Here is a 17,590-nt window from a genome sequence, read left to right on the forward strand (position 1 = left end):
TGAACGATGACCAGTCTAGGGATGGCGGCGACGACGGGAAGGAGGGTGCACCTTATGGGGACTATCAGGTCGCCTTATGACTGAACGACCCAGGGAGGGGCTGCCGACCCTCAAGGCGCTGGTGGCCTTCGAGGCGACGCTGCGTCTCGGCTCGCTCTCCGCGGCCGCCCGCGCACTGTCCACCACCCAACCGGCGATCTCGCAGCGCATCCGTGGCCTGGAGGAGGCGGTGGGGCAGGTCCTCTTCGAGCGCGGGGGCGGCGGGCTGCGGCCGACCCGGGAGGGGCGGCGCTTCTATGACGAGATCGCCCCGGCCCTGAAGACCATCGAGGGATCCATCGCGGCGCTGCGCAGCCGTGCCGCCTCCACCCGCCCTCGGGTGCTGATGGCGGCCGACTTCGGCTTCGCGCATCTTTGGCTGCTGCCGCGTCTCGCGCGCCTGGAGGCGGTGGTCGAAGAGGCCGAGTTCGAGGTCGTCGCCACGGATCGGCGCGATGAGCCGGCCGTCCGCATCGCCGACATCGGCATCCGGTTCGACGAGCGCGTCCCGGGCGTCGACCGCTTCTATCCCGAGCGCGTCTTCCCCGTGTGCAGTCCGGCCTTCGCCGAGCGTCATGGCCTGAGCGCCGATGCCCCGCCCTCGGCCTGGTCGACCCTGCCGCTGCTGCACATGGACCGGCGCAACCCACGCTGGATGGACTGGCGACACTGGAGCCTGCTGGCCGGCCATGCCTATGCCGAGCCCGGTCGGCTGTTCGCCTACAACAACTATCCCCTGGTGATCGGTGCCGCCGAGGCCGGGCAGGGCATCGCCCTGGGCTGGTCGCCGCTGGTCGATGACCTGCTGCGCGCGGGGCGGCTGATGGCGCTGGGCCCGACGGTGACCCGCGGGAGTCACGGCTATGCGGTCGAGACGCGCCATGCCGACAACACCCTGCTCAGGCGCATCGTCGACTGGCTGGATACCGAGCTCGGGTTGCCGTCCTCCGCGCCCGACCGGCCGTGACGTGCCCGGCGGTCGACGGAAGGTGCCGACAGGCGCCTGGTCCCGTCGCCTGAGGGCACGCAGCGTGTCGTCAGGGATCGGTCCCTCTCTCCTGGATGACCGACCCGGAGGGGGAGCCTCGCCGGAGTCAGTGGCCGCGGATCAGGTCACGGATCACCCGCCGCCCCGGGTGCAGGTGATCGGCCAGCGGCCACTCCAGCGGCAACGGCTCGTCGCAGAGCCGCGAGGCGATCAGCTCGGCGCACAGCGGTGCGCTGGCCAGCCCCCGTGAGCCGTGGGCGGCGCTGATCCACAGCCCACCATGGTGGCGTCCCGGGGTCTCGGGCACGCGGGTGGCGTCCTTGGCCAGCGCGGCGTAGTCGCTGCGCCAGGCCGCGGCGTCGGGCACGGGCCCGGCGTAGGGCGACTTGTCGGGGCTGGCGGCGCGGATCGCCGCCCGGCCCGTCAGCCGGGCCGGGTCGAGGTCGGTACCGGTCTCGCGCAGGGCCGCCACGAACGCCGGCAGGGTGCGTTCGAGCTCCGCCAGGTTGGCGGCGTGGTCGGCCTCGCGCAGCTCGGTCGTCGTGTCGTTGGGCGCGAAGGTGGCGCCGAAGGTGAGCACGCCGTCGAGCGCCGGCGAGACATAACCGCCGGCACACACCACCCGCTCGAGCGCGGGTACCCCCGTCGGCAGCCCGAGCTGCGAAACCTGGCCGCGCACCGGCTGCAGCGGCAGCGGCGAGGTCTGGGCAAAGCGGTTGGCGAGCTCGGCGGTGGCGATCACCACTTGGTCGGCCGCCAGGGTGTCGCCGGTCGTCAGCGTCAGCCGCCAGCCGCTCTCCACTCGCACCAGGTCGCTGACCTCGCCCCGGCGGTAGCTCACCCCCGGGGTGTCGACCAGGTGCGCACAGAGCGCCGCCGGCCGCACCCAGCCCGCCAGCGGGTAGTCCAGGGCGGGGGCGCCTACTCGGAGGCCGGCGCGCTCGTCGGCGGCCTCGGCATCGAGGCCTTCCACGACGCTTGCCGGCAGGGCGTGGTGGGCCAGGAAGCGCGCCTGGCGGCCCTGTTCCTTCTCGGTCATGGCCAGCTGCAACACGCCGCACGGCCGCCAGAGCGTGCGGGCCGGATCGAGTGCCTCGAGCCAGCGCCGGCTGTGCAGCAGCCCGGCGAGATAGACCCGGCTCTGCGGGTTGGTCGCCACCGCCAGCTTGACGTAGAGCGCCCCCTGGCGGTTGCCGGAGCCGCCGGCCCCGGGGCCTTCCCGGTCGAGCAGGGTCACGGCGATTCCTCGCCGCGCCAGGGCATGCGCCACGCTGGCGCCGGCGATACCGGCGCCGACGACGGCGACATGCCGCGCCGGTGCGGGGGCAGGCGGCACGAACCAGGGGGCGCGCCGCCGGCGCGCGTCCACCGGGGGCTCGAGGATCTCGCCGGCGAGCATCTCGCGCTTGCGCCCGAAGCCCGGCACCTTGCGCCAGGCGAAGCCGGCGGCCGCGAGGCCGCGCTTGACCACGCCGGCACAGGTGAAGGTGGCCAGGGTCGCCCCGGGCCGCGAGCGCGCCGCCATGGCGACGAACAGCTCGGGCCGCCACATCTCGGGGTTCTTCGCCGGGGCGAAGCCGTCGAGGAACCAGGCGTCGACCCGGCCGTCGAGCAGCGCCAGCCGCTCGGTGGTGTCGCCGAAGTGCAGGTCGAGGGTCACCCGCGCGTCGAGCCACAGCCGGTGCACCCCGGCCACCGGCTCGGGCCACTGGGCGATCAGCCGCGCGGCGCGCTCGGCCAGGTCGGGCCAGGCGGCCAGCGCCCGGGCGAGATCCTCCCTGGCGAGCGGAAACTTCTCGGTGGAGACCAGGTGCAGCCTGGCGCCTGCGGGGGCGTGGGCGTCGAAGCAGGCCCAGGCACAGAGCATGTTGAGCCCGGTGCCGAAGCCGGTTTCGCCGACCACGAAGGGGCGCGGCGCCTGCCACTCGGCGAACCGTCGCGGCAGGTCGTTGCCGGCGATGAAGACATGCTCGGTCTCGGCCCGGCCATCGTGGCGGGAGAAGTAGACGTCGTCGAAGGCGGTCGAGTGCGGTGCGGACTCGCCGGTCTCGTCCCGGCGCCAGTCGAGGCGGGCGGTCTCCAGGCCCGCCAGCGGGGGCAGGCCATCAGGGGCGGCGGTCAAGGCATGACTCCGGTGGGCGGCGGCTGGTCAGAATTTGATCATCGGTGCCGTAGCGCCATCGTGACTGGGCTGTCGCAAGGCGTCCGCGGCGTTTCAACAGTGTTATCCACAGCAACTGTGAAAAACCGTCGGTGGATAAGTCAGGGAAGTACTTTCTTGAACGGCTTGACCGTCACCCTGGCGTAGGCCCCGGCGATAATGTAGGGGTCGGCATCGGCCCAGGCCTGGGCGTCCGGGAGGCTGTCGAACTCGGCGACCACCAGGCTGCCGGAGAAGCCCGCCTCGCCCGGGTCCTCGCTGTCGATGGCCGGATGCGGCCCGGCCATCACCAGGCGGCCCTCGTCGCGCAGCTTCTCGAGCCGGGCCAGGTGATCGGGGCGGGCGGCCAGGCGCCGCTCCAGGCTGTTCTTCACGTCTTCGCTGATGATCGCATAGAGCATCGCAGTCGCTTCCTCGGGTTAGGCGGCACGGGCCGCGAGAGTCCGGCAAGGCCCGCCATTGACCAGGGTCGGCCGGGCGAGCACCATGGACGCATATTCTGACAAAGTCACCTGCCGGCGTCATGCCAATGAACGCACTTCCCGCCCGTTTCGAGGGCGAGAGCACTCCGCTTCCCATCGACCTGCACATGCACTCCACCGCGTCCGACGGCGCCCTGCCGCCCGCCGAGGTGGTGGCGCTATGCAAGGCCCGGGGCCTGACCCATATGGCGCTCACCGACCATGACACCATGGCCGGTATCGACGAGGCCGGCGCCGCCGCCGCGCGCGAAGGCATCCGGCTGCTGCCCGGTACCGAGCTCTCCACCCGCTGGGCCGGCATCAATATCCATGTGGTGGGCCTGCTGCCGGAGGGGCCCCGGGGCACCCTGGTCGCGGGGCTCGCGGCCCAGGCCGTGGCGCGCGAGGCGAGGGCCGAGCTGATCGCCCGGCGCCTGGAGAAGCTGGGGCTCGAGAACGCCCTGTTGCGGGCCCGGGAGCAGGCCGGCTCGCCGCGCCCCCTGGGCCGGCCCGACTTCGCGCGGGCCCTGGTGGCGGCGGGGCTGGTGCCCGACGTGGCCACGGCCTTCAGGAAGCATCTCGGCAATGGCAAGGCCGGCGACGTCAAGACGCACTGGCCGGAGCTCGCCGAGGCCGTGGGCTGGGTCCTCGATGCCGGTGGCGTGGCGGTGCTGGCGCATCCGATGCGCCACGGCCTGACCCGGCGCAAGCGGGGGCTGCTGCTCGACGCCTTCCGTGCCGCCGGGGGGCAGGCCGCCGAACTGGTCAGCGGTTTCCAGAACCCCGACGCCACCCGTGACCTGGCACGACAACTGCAGGAACGTGGCCTCTACGCCTCGGTGGGCAGCGACTTCCACTTCCCCGGCGGCCACCTGGCCCCGGGCAGCATGAGCCCGGTCCCGCGTACCGCCACTCCGCCGGTATGGGCCCACCCGCGCCTGGCCGGTCTCGTCGATGGGGTGGCGGCGTGAACGGTGGGCAACGTTATAGTGACAATATCCATCGGCCATCGAACAGGGAGCTCGCATGAGCCAGTTCTTCCAGATCCATCCAGAGAATCCCCAGAAGCGCCTGATCGACCAGGCGATCCAGATCATTCGCGATGGTGGCGTCGTGGCCTATCCCACCGATTCGGGCTACGCCGTGGGCTGCCACCTGGGTGACAAGAAGGCCATCGAGAAGATCAAGTGGCTGCGCTCGCTGGACGACAAGCACAACTTCACCCTGATCTGCTCGGACCTCTCCGAGATCGGCACCTACGCCAAGGTGGACAACGCCGTCTTCCGGCTGCTCAAGGCCCACACCCCGGGACCCTATACCTTCATCCTCAACGCCACCACCGAGGTGCCGCGGCTGCTGCTGCACCCCAAGCGCCGCTCCATCGGCATGCGGGTGCCGGACCACAGCATCACCCGGGCGCTGCTCGGTGCCCTGGGGGAGCCGCTGATGAGCGTGACCCTGATCCCGGTGGGCGAGGCGCTGCCGATGACCGACCCGGAGGAGATCCGCGAGCGCTTCGGTGCCCATCTCGACCTGATCATCGACGGCGGTGCCTGCCACCTGGAGGCGACCAGCGTCATCGACCTGCGTGACCTGCCGCCGAAGATCATCCGCGAGGGGCGAGGCGACGTCGAACCCTTCCGCGAGTGATCCGCGGCGGCTGTCCGCCGATTCGTCTGCTCCCAGCGCCCGGCCACCCGCCGGGCGCTTCGCATTCGGGGGCATCGATCTCGGGGAAGAGAGGGGCGTCATGGGGCAGGTCGGTCATGGTTTTTAATTGAACGGTCAATCAATATCGCCTAGGGTGATGCTCGTGGCTTCCAGGCCACGAGCCAATCGAGCGAGGCGAAGGAGCCGCCCGTGGCTGGCAGCCGGCCCGCCTCGACACACCGCAAGGAGTCCCTGATGAGCCGTTTCCCCAAGAACAACGTCGCGACTACCACCTTGATCGCCCTGACCACCCTGTCCGTTGCCGCCTCCGCCGGCGCCGACGAGAGTACCCGGGACGCCGCCGCGCCGGCCCTCTGCGAGCAGGCCGCCTACACCATGGGGCTGCGCTACCAGCAGCAGTCGGCCGAAGTCGCCGCCCTGCAGCGCCAGGGCTTTGCCTTGGCCACCCTGCGTCTCGAGCAGCAGATCGACCGGCATGGGGAAGACGCCGACCTGGCGATCATCACCGACCTGGACGAAACCGTGCTGGACAACAGTGCGCTGCTGGCGCGGGACATGCAGCGGTGCCACGACTACACCAGCTGGGATACCTGGCGGCACTGGGAGCGCGAAGGCGCTCCGGGCGTGATCCCCGGGGCCATGGAGTTTCTCGAGTTCGCCGACGCGCAGGGCGTGGCGATCTACTATGTCTCCGACCGCTACCAGGAGAACAAGGCGGCGACCCTGGCGACCCTGAACGAGCTGGGGCTGCCGCAGGTCTCCGACGACACCGTGCTGCTGCTGGGGCCGCCCAAGCAGGAGCGCCGGGACCTCGTGGAGGAGAACCACACCCTGGTCATGCTGCTGGGCGATACCCTGCACGACTTCTCCGAGGAGTTCGTCAGCAAGGTGCCCCTGGCGGACCAGCACGCGCGGGCCGAGGAGCATGCCGAGCGCTTCGGCCGTGACTGGATCGTCTTCCCCAATGCCACCTACGGCACCTGGAGCGATGCCCCCCTGGAGCAGTGGGAGGCGCCCCTAGAGACCGACTGAGTCTCGCGGTTCACCGGCCGGGGAGGCCGGTGGGCCGGGACCCACCCAGGACGCGCCCTACGCCTCGTCGGTGGAGGGCGCGTCGTCGTTCCTGGGGTCCGGCGTATCCTCGTCGAGCCAGGTGCCGCACCGCAGGCAGTATTTCGCGCGCTTCTCGTGGCGGTCGTGGCCGCAGCCGGGGCAGGCCTCGTCGGAGTAACGGTCGGCGCGGATCGAACGGATCACCTCCGCCGAGAACACCCCGGTGGGCACGGCGATGATCGAGTAGCCGATCAGCATGACGACCACCGAGATCGCCTGGCCGATGGGGGTGACCGGGACGATGTCGCCGTAGCCCACCGTGGTCAGGGTGACGATGGCCCAGTAGATGGCCGTGGGGATGCTGGTGAAGCCGGCCTCGGCCGGTTCGATCAGGTAGACCAGGGCCGCGAAGATGGTCACCAGCATGAAGACGGTGAACAGGAACAGGAAGATCTGGTGGACGCTGCGCTTGAGGGCCCCCAGCAACAGGCGCCCCTCGCCGACGAACTGCATCAGCCGCAGCACGCGGAAGATGCGCAGCACGCGCAGCAGGCGCACGACCACCAGCGACTGGGCGCCGGGAACGATCAGCACCAGCCAGGTGGGCAGGATGGCGATGACATCGACGACACCGTAGAAGCTGCGCAGGTAGCGCAGGGGCTTGTCGAGGCAGTAGAGGCGCACGGCGAGCTCGATGGTGAAGGCGAGGGTGAAGCCCCACTCCAGCCAGTAGAACAGGTCGCCGTAGTCGGCGCGCAGGCTCTGGATGCTCTCGAGCATCACCACCAGCACGCTGGTCAGGATCACGCCGATCAGGGCGATATCGAAGCCCTTGGCCAGGGGCGTGTCCGACTCGAAGATGATCTGGAAGATGCGGGTACGCAGCCCTGCGCCACCGGGTTTGAAGTCTAGGGTCATGGCGCTCTCCTGGCTGCCGACCTGCTCATTGACGAACCTCCCTCATCACACGAACCGCCCATCTCATGCAACCATCATGGCGCCTGCCTGCCCGCGGGCAGGCGGCGGGCCAGGCGCAGTGCGGCGCGGCCGAAGGCCGGCGTCGGCCAGGCGGGATCGTCGAGCCCCCGGGCCAGTTCGCGGGCGGTGGCATGAGGGCTGCCCGCCGAGTCGACCAGGTGCAGGAAGGCTTCGCGGGCCTGCTCACGCCACCGGGGATCGCCGGTATCGACGAAGGCATCCAGCGCCACCACGGCACGATGCAGCCAGGCCCCGGCGTTGCCGCCTTCGGGCAGGGGCCAGGTGCCGGCCAGCAGGGCGCCGCCCCGGGCGGCCTTGCTGGTGTCCGCCGGGCGCAGCGGCACCGACTCGGCGAGTGCCTCGGCCAGGTCCCACAGGGCATCCGGCTCACCGGCCTCGAGTTCGAGTTCCAGTTCGCGGATCGCCACCGTACGGCCGGCGGCACGAATCTCGCCCAGGTCGAGGGCCACCTCGATGCGCGCCTCGCCGAAGTCGAGTCGCCAGGCTTCACGGCGGAAGTCGGTGGCAAAGCGTGGCACCAGCCGGGCCAGCAGCGCGTCGCCGTGGGCGGCCATGGGCGGCAGGGCGGCGAGCCCGGCGAGATCGAGCCCCGGCCCCGGCACTTCCCACTCCCACTCGCCGCGGCGCGAGAGCCCGCCGCCGCCCTGGCCGCGGGTCTTGAGGGTCTGCAGCAGCCGGCCATCGGCCCGGCGCAGGCGCAGCGCCATGCGGGCGGTTTCCAGGGCTCCCTCGGGGGTGTCGAAGTAGGTGTTGCCGAGGGTGGTAAGTCGTGGCACGAGGCCGTCGAGCAGCGGGTGGCCGCGCAGTGCCGCCGGACCTTCCGGGCCCAGGGCCAGCTTGAGTTCGATCTCGTGGCTCATGACATTGCCGCCTCGCTTGCGTTAACTTCAGGTGATATTTTCATGACGGGAGCGGAGGCGGTCACTATACTGTCGCCGCCAATTCTTCAGCGCACATGGATGCCCATGGTCACACCCAATCCTTTCTCCGCGATGTTCGGCCGCTCGCCATTCCAGCCGCTGCTGGCCCATATCGTCAAGGCCAACGAATGCGCGGATCAGTTGCTGCCGTTCTTCGAAGCCGCCCTCGTCGGTGACTGGGAGGCCGCCGAGACACACCGCGAGACCGTCACCCGGCTCGAACACGAGGCCGACGAGCTCAAGACCGAGCTGCGCCTCAACCTTCCCAACACCATGTTCCTGCCGGTATCGCGCACCGACATCCTCGACCTGATCAGCGTCCAGGACAAGATCGCCAACAAGGTACGCGACATCACCGGCATCATGCTCGGCCGCCGCATGCAGGTGCCGGAGCCCCTCGTCCAGCCGATGCGCGACTACATGCAGACCGCCGTGGCCTGCGTGGCCCAGGCGCGCCATGCCCTGGAGGAGCTCAAGGACCTGCTCGAGTCCGGCTTCGGTCGCAACGTCTCCGACGTGATGCAGAAGCTGATCCGCGAGCTGCACGTGCTCGAGCAGCAGGCCGATAGCCAGCAGGTGGCCATTCGCCGCCAGCTGTTCGAGCTCGAGAGCCAGCTGCCCCCGGTGGACGTGATCTTCCTCTACAAGATCATCGACTGGGTCGGCGAACTCTCCGACCGTGCCGAACGCGTCGGCAGTCGCCTGCAGATCCTCACGGCTCGCTAGGATGCGATCCGTCGCGGCACCGCATGACAGGGTGCGCGGCGCGTCCGCCATCACGCCAATCCGCTACTCCCTGACAGCCACATAGGACGACTTCCCCTATGTCGATCATCGCGCAGCACGGCGAAATCTTCATCATCCTGGCCTGTGCCTTCGGCTTCTTCATGGCCTGGGGCGTGGGCGCCAACGACGTCGCCAACGCCATGGGCACCTCGGTGGGGTCCCGGGCGATCACCATCAAGCAGGCGATCATCATCGCCGTGATCTTCGAGTTCCTCGGCGCCTACCTGGCCGGCGGCGAGGTCACCGATACCGTCCGCAAGGGCATCATCGATCCGACCCTGCTCGCGAACGACCCCCAACTGCTGGTCTACGGCATGCTGGCCTCACTGCTGGCGGCGGCCATCTGGCTGCTGATCGCCTCGGCCCGGGGCTGGCCGGTCTCCACTACCCACTCCATCGTCGGTGCCATCGTCGGCTTTGCCGCCGTGGGCCTGGGCATGGAAGCGGTGGCCTGGGGCAAGGTCGGCCAGATCGCCTCCAGCTGGGTGGTCTCGCCGCTGCTGGCCGGCACCATCGCCTATCTGCTGTTCAAGTCGGTTCAGCACCTGATCTTCGAGGCCCGCGACCCCTTCGCCTCGGCCAAGCGCTATCTGCCGCTCTACGTCTTCCTGGTCGGCTTCATCGTCGCCATGGTCACCCTGAACAAGGGCCTCAAGCACGTGGGGCTCGACCTGGGCTTCGGCCTGAGCTTCTTGCTGTCGATTCCGATCGGCCTGGTGATCATGGGCATCGGCGTGCTGATGGAGCGGCGGGTCGTCTACGAACGTCGCGCCGACGACAACTTCGGCTACGGCAATGTCGAGCGGGTGTTCGGCGTGCTGATGATCTTCACCGCCTGTGCCATGGCCTTCGCCCACGGCTCCAACGACGTGGCCAACGCCGTGGGGCCGCTGGCGGCGGTAGTCGATGTGGTGCATCGCGGCGGCGCCGTGGGTGGTTCCGCCGTGGTGCCCTGGTGGGTGCTGCTGCTGGGCGGCATCGGCATCGTCGTCGGCCTGGTCACCTATGGCCACAAGGTGATCGCCACCGTGGGTACCGGCATCACCGAGCTGACCCCGAGCCGCGGCTTCGCCGCCACCCTGGCCGCCGCCACCACCGTGGTGCTCGCCTCGGGCACCGGCCTGCCGATCTCCACCACCCACACCCTGGTGGGGGCGGTGCTCGGCGTGGGCCTGGCCCGCGGCATGTCGGCGCTGAACCTGCGCGTGATCGGCACCATCATCATGTCGTGGCTGATCACCCTGCCGGCCGGCGCCGGCCTGGCGATTCTGTTCTTCTTCATGTTCAAGGGCATCTTCGGCTAGCAGCCGAGCCGCCTCGAACGCGATCGAGCGGCGGTACCACGGCAGTGGTGCCGCCGTTTTGTCGGCTCTGATATAGTCGAGACTCGCATCGTCTTTCTCTCATCTGCTGCCGGAGTGCGGCCTTGGATACTCGCTTCCCCTTCGTCGACTGGTTCCGCAATTCCTCGCCCTATATCAACGCTCACCGGGGCCGAACCTTCGTCATCCTGATCGAGGGCGAGGCCATGGCGCGCGGGCGAAGCGAGCAGCTGATCCAGGACCTGGCGCTACTTCATACCCTGGGCGTGCGGCTGGTGGTGGTATTCGGCATCCGCCCCCAGGTCGAGCTGGCCCTCGAGGCGGCCGGCATCGCGCCCAAGCACCACCGGGGGCGCTGGGTCGCCGACCCGACGATCATGGCGTGCGTCGAGCGCACCGCCGCCGAGCAGCGCCTGTGGCTGGAGGCGCGACTCTCGCTGGGGCTGCCCAATACCCCGCTGCACGGGGTCGAGCTGACCGCGGTCTCGGGCAACCTGGTGATGGCCAAGCCGCTGGGGGTGCGCGAGGGCATCGACTTCCACCACAGCGGCGAGGTGCGGCGGGTGAGGGCCGCGGCGATCGAGGGGCTGCTGGAGAAGCGCTCACTGGTGGTGCTGCCGCCGCTGGGCTTCTCCAGCACCGGCGAGGTGTTCGATCTCGACGCCTCCGAGGTGGCCCAGCACGCCGCCATGGCGCTCGGTGCCGACAAGTTGATCCTGCTCGGCGAGGCCAGCGGCCTGTACGACCACAGCGGCCAGTTGCAGCGTCAACTGACCCCGGCCGATGCCGAACCGCTGCTGCGCCAGGCCGACCCCGGCAGCGAGCTGGCCCGCCACCTGGGCGCGGCCTGTGCCGCCGCCCGGCATGGCGTGGCCCGCACCCACCTGATCTCCTGGCACGACCACAACGCCCTGCTCGGCGAGCTGTTCACCCGCGACGGGGTGGGCACCATGATCACCCAGCACCGCTACGAGCAGCTGCGCCCGGCGGAACTCGGCGACATCGGCGGCCTGCTCGAGCTGCTCGAGCCGCTGGAGCACCGCGGCATGCTGGTGCCGCGCTCCCGCGAGCGGCTCGAGCACGAGATCGACGACTACCTGGTGATCGAGCGCGACGGCATGGTCATCGGCTGTGCGGCCCTGCACACCTTCAGCGACGCCGAGATGGCCGAGCTGGCCTGCGTGGCGGTGCACGACGACTACCGCGGCGGGGCCCGGGGCGAACTGCTGCTGGCCGAGATCGAGCGCCGCGCGCGGCGCCTCGGGCTCACGGCGCTGTTCGCGCTGACCACCCATACCACGCACTGGTTCTTCGAGCACGGCTTCCGCCTGGCCGACATCGACGCCCTGCCGCCGCTCAAGCGCGACACCTACAACCACGCCCGCAAGTCGAAGATCCTGGTCAAGCCGCTCGCCTGAGCGGCGCCCTGCCGTCCCCTCGCGATCCAGGCGGGGCGAAGCGCTGTCGCCTCGCAGCGTCGTGGCTTGCGTGGGTGTCGCCATCGGGCTACGCTTCAAGTTACTGATTCAGCAGTTATTTTTTTCTCTCTCCAGATTGGCGTCGCCATATGGAGACGAAAGGCCGCCGAGAATCCGCCAGTCGGCCTCAAACCCTCCCCCGGCAGGCGGTATGCCAACTCCACCATCGAAATAACTTGTTGAAATTAGTGGTGATGCCGGTTTTATGGCACGAGATTGGCAATGGTATGGGTGAGCAACGGAAGCGGTTCATTACGGCTCGAGCCGCTTTCGATCGCCAAGGGAGTCCGGTCAAACACTGCCCTGTGCGTCCGGCCCCGGAAGCGATCAGCGTCTGCTCCAAGCGATGTGTGACTTTAGGTTGCGATGAGACGGGTACCGCCGACAGGCACGGAAGTGTACCAGAAGGGCAAGGACGCCCAGGCAAGGACGCCTCATCCCCCCTTCCGGGGGGATCGAATCGCGCAGCATCGCCTTCGGCGCAGGCCGAGGCGGTGGTGCCAGGAACGAAGCAGGGCGGTGCGCCACGCGATGGTTCGCCATCCGCATGTGAAGACGGGCCCTGGTAATCAACGGTCTTCACATGGCTTCGGGGCCTTTGGCCCATGGAAAGCGGGCCGACCGACCTGACCAGGCAGTCGAGAGGCGCGTTTTCCAGACCCTTCAGTTCCCTGCGTACTTGGGCCGGCTCTGCCGGCCCTTTTTTTGGCTCTTTTTGGTGGTTGCATAGCGGCAAGTGGAACGCTGTCCAGCGGAACTCTGGTACTCTTTGGGCGTATACGATGGCAATGTCTCTCATCATTCTGCAAAGAGCTCTGGTCATGACCACCCGAGTCTCGCGTCGCTGGCGCCCTCGCTCCCTGTTGCAGCTCGTTCTGCTGGCTTTCCTCGTCGTCATGTTGCCCCTGGCCGTGCTGATGCTCCAGGCTGGACCGGCCCTGTCGGAACTGTCGCGACTGGCCGATGTCAGCGCCCGCCAGGCGGTGGAGGAGACCCGTCGGGCGCGCTCGCTCAGCGCCCTGGCCCTGGAGATGGAGCGTGGCGCTCGCCAGTACGCGGTGGTCGAGCAGGAGAGCCTGTTGGAGATCTACGCCGAGCGCATCGAGGAGTACCGCGAACTGCTTGCCCAGCAGCGCCAGCTGCTGCCCGATGACCCCGACGTGGCGGCGCTCGAGGAGCAGTTGGTGGAACTCGCCCAGTTGCCCGAGCTGCCCCTGGAGGAGTTCGAGGAGCGGCTCACCGACTTCCTGCCCTTCGCCCAGCATACCGAGGCGGTGCGGCGCGCCACCAACCGCCAGATCGATATCCGCATCGATGCGATCCGCGAGCGTGCCGAGGCCGTGCAGACCCAGCTGTGGCTACAGACCGCCGCGCTGGTCTCGGCCAGCCTGGTGCTGATGCTGCTGTTCACCTGGCTGATCATCCGCCCGGTGCGACAGCTCGAGCGCCGGGTGCTGAGCATCGGCAGCGGCCACCAGTCCCATGCCGTGCGGCCCATCCAGGGCCCGGCCGAGCTGGTTCGGCTCGACGAGCGGCTCGACTGGCTCTCGTCGCGCCTCGATGAGCTCGAGGCCGAGAAACAGCAGTTCCTGCGCCACATGTCCCACGAACTCAAGACCCCGCTGGCCAGCGTGCGCGAGGGCTCGGCGCTGCTTGCCGACGGGGTGGCCGGCGAGCTTTCTCCGCACCAGCGCGAGATCCTCGAGCTGATCGACGCCAGCGGCGGCGAGCTGCAGCGGTTGATCGAGCAGCTGCTCGACTACAACCTGCTGCAGCACAACCGCCAGATGGAGACCGAGCGGCTCGATGTCGCCACCGTGGCCAAGGAGGTGCTGGCCAAGCACCGCCTGGCGCTGGACAACAAGGGCATGCGGGTCGACTGTTTCGACGGTCCGCTCGAGTGGCAGGCCGATCACACCGCCACCACCCGCATCCTCGACAACCTGATCTCCAACGCCATCGCCTATGGCGAAGATGCCGGTGAGCTGGAGATCCGTGCCCGCCGCAGCCACGATCGCCTGACGATCGAGGTGGCCAACAGCGGGACGCCGATCGCCGACGAGGACCGGCCACGGCTGTTCGAGGCCTTCTACCAGGGCCGTGCCCGACGCAAGGGGCCCCTCAAGGGCTCCGGCATCGGCCTCTCGGTGGCCGCCGATTGCGCCAGGCTGCAGCACGGCAGCCTGGAACTGGTGGACGACCCGCACTTCGCGGTCTGCTTCCGCCTGACCTTGCCACGTGTCCTCGTGGCAGAGCAGATCGCTCATGACCATCTGGCGCTCGTCGGCGAATCGAGCGCCCACGCAAGGAACCGATGACGATGAATTTCCGCCCTCTGCTGGCTTGCCTGGCGGTGACCTGGTTGGCCGGTTGTGAATTGCTACCCGAGCAGCCGGGCACGACGGCACGGCCCGCGGCCGAGCCGTCGGCCAATGCCTGTCATGCCGTGATTCCCGATTTCGACGACGAGGCCTGTCTGTTGCCTGACTGGGTCGCCTTCGGGCTGGCCTCCCAGCGTGGCGAGCGTGGTTGGCGCGAGGTCATGCTGGGCCGCCTGCAGGGCGAAACCAAGGATCAACGCATGGCCCGGGCCGTGGTGCTGGCCTGGGGCGACGAGAGCCAGTGGGATCGCGCATCCGAGCTCTTCAAGGCCGACCTGCACACCGCGCCCGCGGCGCTGCAGCCGCTGCTGCGCTACTGGCTCAACGAGGTGGAGGGGCGCCGCGCCATGTCCGGCCGCGTCGCGAGTACCCGCGAGGAGCTGGCCGCCCTGGAAGAGGAGAACGACGCCCTGGCCGAGAAGCTGGAGGCGCTCACCGCCATCGAACAGAACATCAACCTGCGACAGCAGACCGACGACGACTGACAGGGGGATGAGACGTGAAGCACGCCACACGCATACCAGGTAACAGAGCGCCCGCGGCGCGGATGCCCGGCTCTCGCGAGCTCAGCGCCCATATCCTGCTGGTCGACGACGACGTCAGCCTGCTCAAGCTGCTGGGCATGCGCCTGGAGAGCCGCGGCTACCGGGTGACCACCGCCGAGAGCGGCCGTCAGGCGCTCAAGGTGCTCGAGACCGACCGTCCCGAGCTGGTGCTCACCGACCTGCGCATGGACGAGATGGACGGCCTGGGGCTGTTCCAGGAGGTCCAGCGACAGGCCCCGGGGCTGCCGGTGATCCTGCTCACCGCCCATGGTTCGATTCCCGACGCCGTCAGCGCCACCCGCCAGGGGGTCTTCAGCTTCCTCACCAAGCCTGTCGATCGCGACGAGCTGTTCGCCGCCATCGACGAGGCGCTGGCCCAGACCAGCGTCCCCACCGCCGAGGGCGACGAGTCGTGGCGCGCGGCGATCATCACCCGCAGCCCCGACATGGAGCGCATCCTCGAGCAGGCGCGCATGGTGGCGGCCTCCGACGTGAGCGTGCTGGTCACCGGCGCTTCCGGCACGGGCAAGGAACTGCTCGCCAATGCCATCCACAAGGCCAGCTCGCGGGCCGGCAAGCCGTTCGTGGCGATCAACTGCGGCGCGCTGCCGGAGCCGCTGCTCGAGAGCGAGCTCTTCGGCCACGCCAAGGGCGCCTTCACCGGTGCGGTCAGCGAGCACCGCGGCCTGTTCCAGGCCGCCGACGGCGGCACCCTGTTCCTCGACGAGATCGGCGACATGCCGCTGACGCTGCAGGTCAAGCTGCTGCGCGCCCTGCAGGAGCGCCAGATTCGCCCGCTGGGCTCGACCGTCTCGACCCCCATCGACGTGCGCATCATCTCGGCCACCCACCGCGACCTCGACCGCGCCATGCACGAGGGCGAGTTCCGCGAGGACCTCTACTACCGCCTCAACGTGGTCAACCTCAAGCTGCCGGCGCTCAAGGAGCGGGCCGAGGACGTGCCGCTGCTCGCCAAGCACCTGGTGACTCAGGCCGCCGAGCGCCACAAGCCCTTCGTCAAGGGGTTCTCGCCGGAGGCGCTCAACCTGCTCGCCTCCAGCGGCTGGCCCGGCAACGTGCGGCAATTGGTCAACGTGGTCGAGCAGTGCGTGGCCCTGACCAGCTCGGCGATGATCCCCGAGGCGCTGGTCGCCCAGGCGCTGGCCGCCGAGGACAACGCCCTGCCGACCTTCAACGACGCCCGCGCCGGCTTCGAGCGCAGCTACCTGATCAAGGTGCTGAAGATCACCGAGGGCAACGTCACCCAGGCGGCGCGCATCGCCGGGCGCAACCGCACCGACTTCTACAAGCTGCTGTCCCGCCACGACCTCGAGCCCGGCATCTTCAAGCCGGCCGCCCGCCACAGCGAGGAGTGAGAAGGCGCGGGAGCGCCGGTCAGCCCGGATCGGCCGACCAGCGAGCCGCCAGCTTGCGGCAATTGCCCGTCAGGCGTTGCTGAAGCCTTTCCAGTAGTGTGTGCTCCGTACCGGGGCGGGCCACCTCGCCGAGGGTCTCGAGTGTTCTGTCGACGGCCGCTGGCATGTGTTCGGCCAGCTCGAGTCCCTGCTGGATGAAGTAACGTGGTTGGAACCTCATCGACCTGGCTAATGACTCGAGATGCGGCCTCTCGATCCAGCCGGGCCGATCCTCACCGGCGATGCGAAAAGCGAAACGGCGCGACAGGCCGCTATAGAGTGTCGTGCTCATCAGGTCATAGAACGGCGCCAACCGAGGCCCATCATCGGTCTGCAGGATCGAGAGGTTCTTGGCATGGCTGTCGTGGTTGCCGATCAGCAGGTTGAAGAAGAGCCAACCGATCAACCGCTGCAGATCCATGGCCGGTGCACCGGCCTGCTGCAAGAGCTCACGACAACGCACCAGGCCGGGACCGCCGTCGCTCTCGTACTTGATGGTCGAGGGAGTGCCGTCGAGCTGGCAGGGCGTCATCAATCGCCATGGCGTCGTGCACCCTTGCGCTGGACGACGACCTCGAGACCCATCAGGTCCAGCACATCCAGGACCTTCTGCAGTTGCAGGGTCGGCTTGCCTCGCTCCAGATCGACGATGAAGCGGTTCCCGGTGCCGGCCAATCCTGCGAGATCGGTCTGCAACAGCTCCTGTTCGGCCCGAACCCGGCGAATCAGCTTGCCGAGGTCCTCGCTGTGGCGAATCCGTTCGGCCACCTGGTGAGGCTTGGGCGTGTCGATGTCGGCCATGGGATACCCTACCTTGAATTACCGTTCGGTAAGTATAAGGCCGAATCCACCGACCTGCATCGAGTGAATTACCGATCGGTAATTACCTGCCGCGGCATGCGGTCGTGACCGGCGTGAATGACCGATCGGTAATCCGATCTCCCCTGGCCGTGGGCGAGGGGAGCGTCACCCCTTCAGCCGTCGCTTCACCTCGAGCCGCAGGCGCCCCTCGCCCAGCCGGGCGGTGAGCGCCTGGCCGGGCTCGGTGTCCGTCGCCCGGCGGATCACCTGTCCCCGGTCGTCCTCCAGGATCGCATAGCCGCGCCCCAGCACCGCCAGCGGGCTCACCGCCTGCAGCTCGCGGGCCAGGCCGCCGAGCCGCTCGCGCTGGCGGGCGAGCTCGCGCTGCATGGCCGGCAGCAGCCGGCCGCGGGCCCGGGCCAGGCGCTGGCTCGCCTGCTCCAACTGACGTCCCGGCGGGTGGGCGGCCAGCCGCTGGGCCAGGTGCGCCTCGCGGCGGCGCTCGGTCGCCAGCCGGCCCTGGATGGCGCGCACCAGGCGGGCCTCGAGCTGGGCCAGGGTCGTGCGCTG

The 17,590-nt window shown here is 69.2% G+C and carries 17 protein-coding genes; 10 read left to right on the forward strand and 7 right to left on the reverse strand.

Annotated elements, in window-relative coordinates; all coding sequences use genetic code 11:
- The first annotated feature begins 76 nt into the window (after positions 1 to 76).
- Complete coding sequence (locus QLQ85_RS16510) at positions 77 to 1,006, forward strand: LysR family transcriptional regulator (protein ID WP_282739987.1); 930 nt, start codon at positions 77 to 79, stop codon at positions 1,004 to 1,006.
- Positions 1,007 to 1,133: 127 nt separating this feature from the next.
- Here QLQ85_RS16510 and mnmC read toward each other — a convergent pair whose 3' ends face one another.
- Positions 1,134 to 3,149: a bifunctional tRNA (5-methylaminomethyl-2-thiouridine)(34)-methyltransferase MnmD/FAD-dependent 5-carboxymethylaminomethyl-2-thiouridine(34) oxidoreductase MnmC gene (gene mnmC / locus QLQ85_RS16515; RefSeq protein ID WP_282739988.1), complete on the reverse strand. Its 2,016-nt coding sequence runs from the start codon at positions 3,147 to 3,149 to the stop codon at positions 1,134 to 1,136.
- A 140-nt stretch (positions 3,150 to 3,289) separates the two neighbouring features.
- A complete protein-coding gene (locus QLQ85_RS16520) occupies positions 3,290 to 3,589 on the reverse strand; it encodes a YciI family protein (RefSeq protein WP_282739989.1) in 300 nt (99 codons plus the stop codon).
- A 122-nt stretch (positions 3,590 to 3,711) separates the two neighbouring features.
- Between QLQ85_RS16520 and QLQ85_RS16525 the strand changes: the two genes are divergently transcribed.
- From QLQ85_RS16525 to QLQ85_RS16535, 3 genes are all read left to right on the forward strand, one after another.
- Positions 3,712 to 4,620 carry a PHP domain-containing protein gene (locus QLQ85_RS16525; RefSeq protein WP_282739990.1) on the forward strand — a complete coding sequence of 303 codons (909 nt, stop codon included), beginning with the start codon at positions 3,712 to 3,714 and terminating at the stop codon, positions 4,618 to 4,620.
- A gap of 55 nt (positions 4,621 to 4,675) precedes the next feature.
- On the forward strand, positions 4,676 to 5,299 hold the full coding sequence (locus QLQ85_RS16530; protein ID WP_282739991.1) for an L-threonylcarbamoyladenylate synthase: 624 nt from the start codon (positions 4,676 to 4,678) through the stop codon (positions 5,297 to 5,299).
- Positions 5,300 to 5,554: 255 nt separating this feature from the next.
- On the forward strand, positions 5,555 to 6,352 hold the full coding sequence (locus QLQ85_RS16535; RefSeq protein WP_282739992.1) for a 5'-nucleotidase, lipoprotein e(P4) family: 798 nt from the start codon (positions 5,555 to 5,557) through the stop codon (positions 6,350 to 6,352).
- A gap of 57 nt (positions 6,353 to 6,409) precedes the next feature.
- Here the strand turns inward: QLQ85_RS16535 and QLQ85_RS16540 are convergent, their stop codons facing one another.
- Positions 6,410 to 7,291 carry an ion transporter gene (locus QLQ85_RS16540; RefSeq protein WP_282739993.1) on the reverse strand — a complete coding sequence of 294 codons (882 nt, stop codon included), beginning with the start codon at positions 7,289 to 7,291 and terminating at the stop codon, positions 6,410 to 6,412.
- A gap of 74 nt (positions 7,292 to 7,365) precedes the next feature.
- On the reverse strand, positions 7,366 to 8,232 hold the full coding sequence (locus QLQ85_RS16545) for a CYTH domain-containing protein (protein WP_282739994.1): 867 nt from the start codon (positions 8,230 to 8,232) through the stop codon (positions 7,366 to 7,368).
- A 105-nt stretch (positions 8,233 to 8,337) separates the two neighbouring features.
- Here QLQ85_RS16545 and QLQ85_RS16550 point away from each other — a divergent pair, with 105 nt between their 5' ends.
- From QLQ85_RS16550 to glrR, 6 genes are all read left to right on the forward strand, one after another.
- Entirely contained in the window at positions 8,338 to 9,018 is a 681-nt protein-coding gene (locus QLQ85_RS16550) for a TIGR00153 family protein (RefSeq protein ID WP_282739995.1), read from the forward strand.
- A 98-nt stretch (positions 9,019 to 9,116) separates the two neighbouring features.
- Entirely contained in the window at positions 9,117 to 10,382 is a 1,266-nt protein-coding gene (locus QLQ85_RS16555) for an inorganic phosphate transporter (RefSeq protein WP_282739996.1), read from the forward strand.
- Positions 10,383 to 10,504: 122 nt separating this feature from the next.
- Positions 10,505 to 11,818 carry an amino-acid N-acetyltransferase gene (gene argA / locus QLQ85_RS16560; RefSeq protein WP_282739997.1) on the forward strand — a complete coding sequence of 438 codons (1,314 nt, stop codon included), beginning with the start codon at positions 10,505 to 10,507 and terminating at the stop codon, positions 11,816 to 11,818.
- Between the two features lie 881 nt (positions 11,819 to 12,699).
- Positions 12,700 to 14,196 (forward strand): sensor histidine kinase, encoded by a 1,497-nt coding sequence (locus QLQ85_RS16565; RefSeq protein WP_282739998.1) that lies wholly within the window; start codon positions 12,700 to 12,702, stop codon positions 14,194 to 14,196.
- A 2-nt stretch (positions 14,197 to 14,198) separates the two neighbouring features.
- Complete coding sequence (locus QLQ85_RS16570) at positions 14,199 to 14,744, forward strand: hypothetical protein (protein WP_282739999.1); 546 nt, start codon at positions 14,199 to 14,201, stop codon at positions 14,742 to 14,744.
- A 62-nt stretch (positions 14,745 to 14,806) separates the two neighbouring features.
- On the forward strand, positions 14,807 to 16,180 hold the full coding sequence (glrR, locus tag QLQ85_RS16575; protein WP_282740000.1) for a two-component system response regulator GlrR: 1,374 nt from the start codon (positions 14,807 to 14,809) through the stop codon (positions 16,178 to 16,180).
- Between the two features lie 19 nt (positions 16,181 to 16,199).
- On the opposite strand, the gene QLQ85_RS16580 is transcribed toward glrR, so the two are convergent.
- From QLQ85_RS16580 to QLQ85_RS16590, 3 genes are all read right to left on the reverse strand, one after another.
- Positions 16,200 to 16,751 carry a HipA domain-containing protein gene (locus tag QLQ85_RS16580; protein WP_282740008.1) on the reverse strand — a complete coding sequence of 184 codons (552 nt, stop codon included), beginning with the start codon at positions 16,749 to 16,751 and terminating at the stop codon, positions 16,200 to 16,202.
- Positions 16,751 to 17,020 carry a type II toxin-antitoxin system Y4mF family antitoxin gene (locus QLQ85_RS16585; RefSeq protein ID WP_282740001.1) on the reverse strand — a complete coding sequence of 90 codons (270 nt, stop codon included), beginning with the start codon at positions 17,018 to 17,020 and terminating at the stop codon, positions 16,751 to 16,753. Before QLQ85_RS16585 ends, QLQ85_RS16580 begins: the two co-directional genes overlap by 1 nt.
- 165 nt (positions 17,021 to 17,185) lie before the next feature.
- Positions 17,186 to 17,590, reverse strand: a 405-nt coding sequence (locus QLQ85_RS16590; protein WP_282740002.1) for an exodeoxyribonuclease VII large subunit, incomplete at its 5' end; no start/stop codon positions are given.

This window comes from Halomonas kalidii (assembly GCF_030010475.1).
Lineage (GTDB): Bacteria > Pseudomonadota > Gammaproteobacteria > Pseudomonadales > Halomonadaceae > Halomonas > Halomonas heilongjiangensis.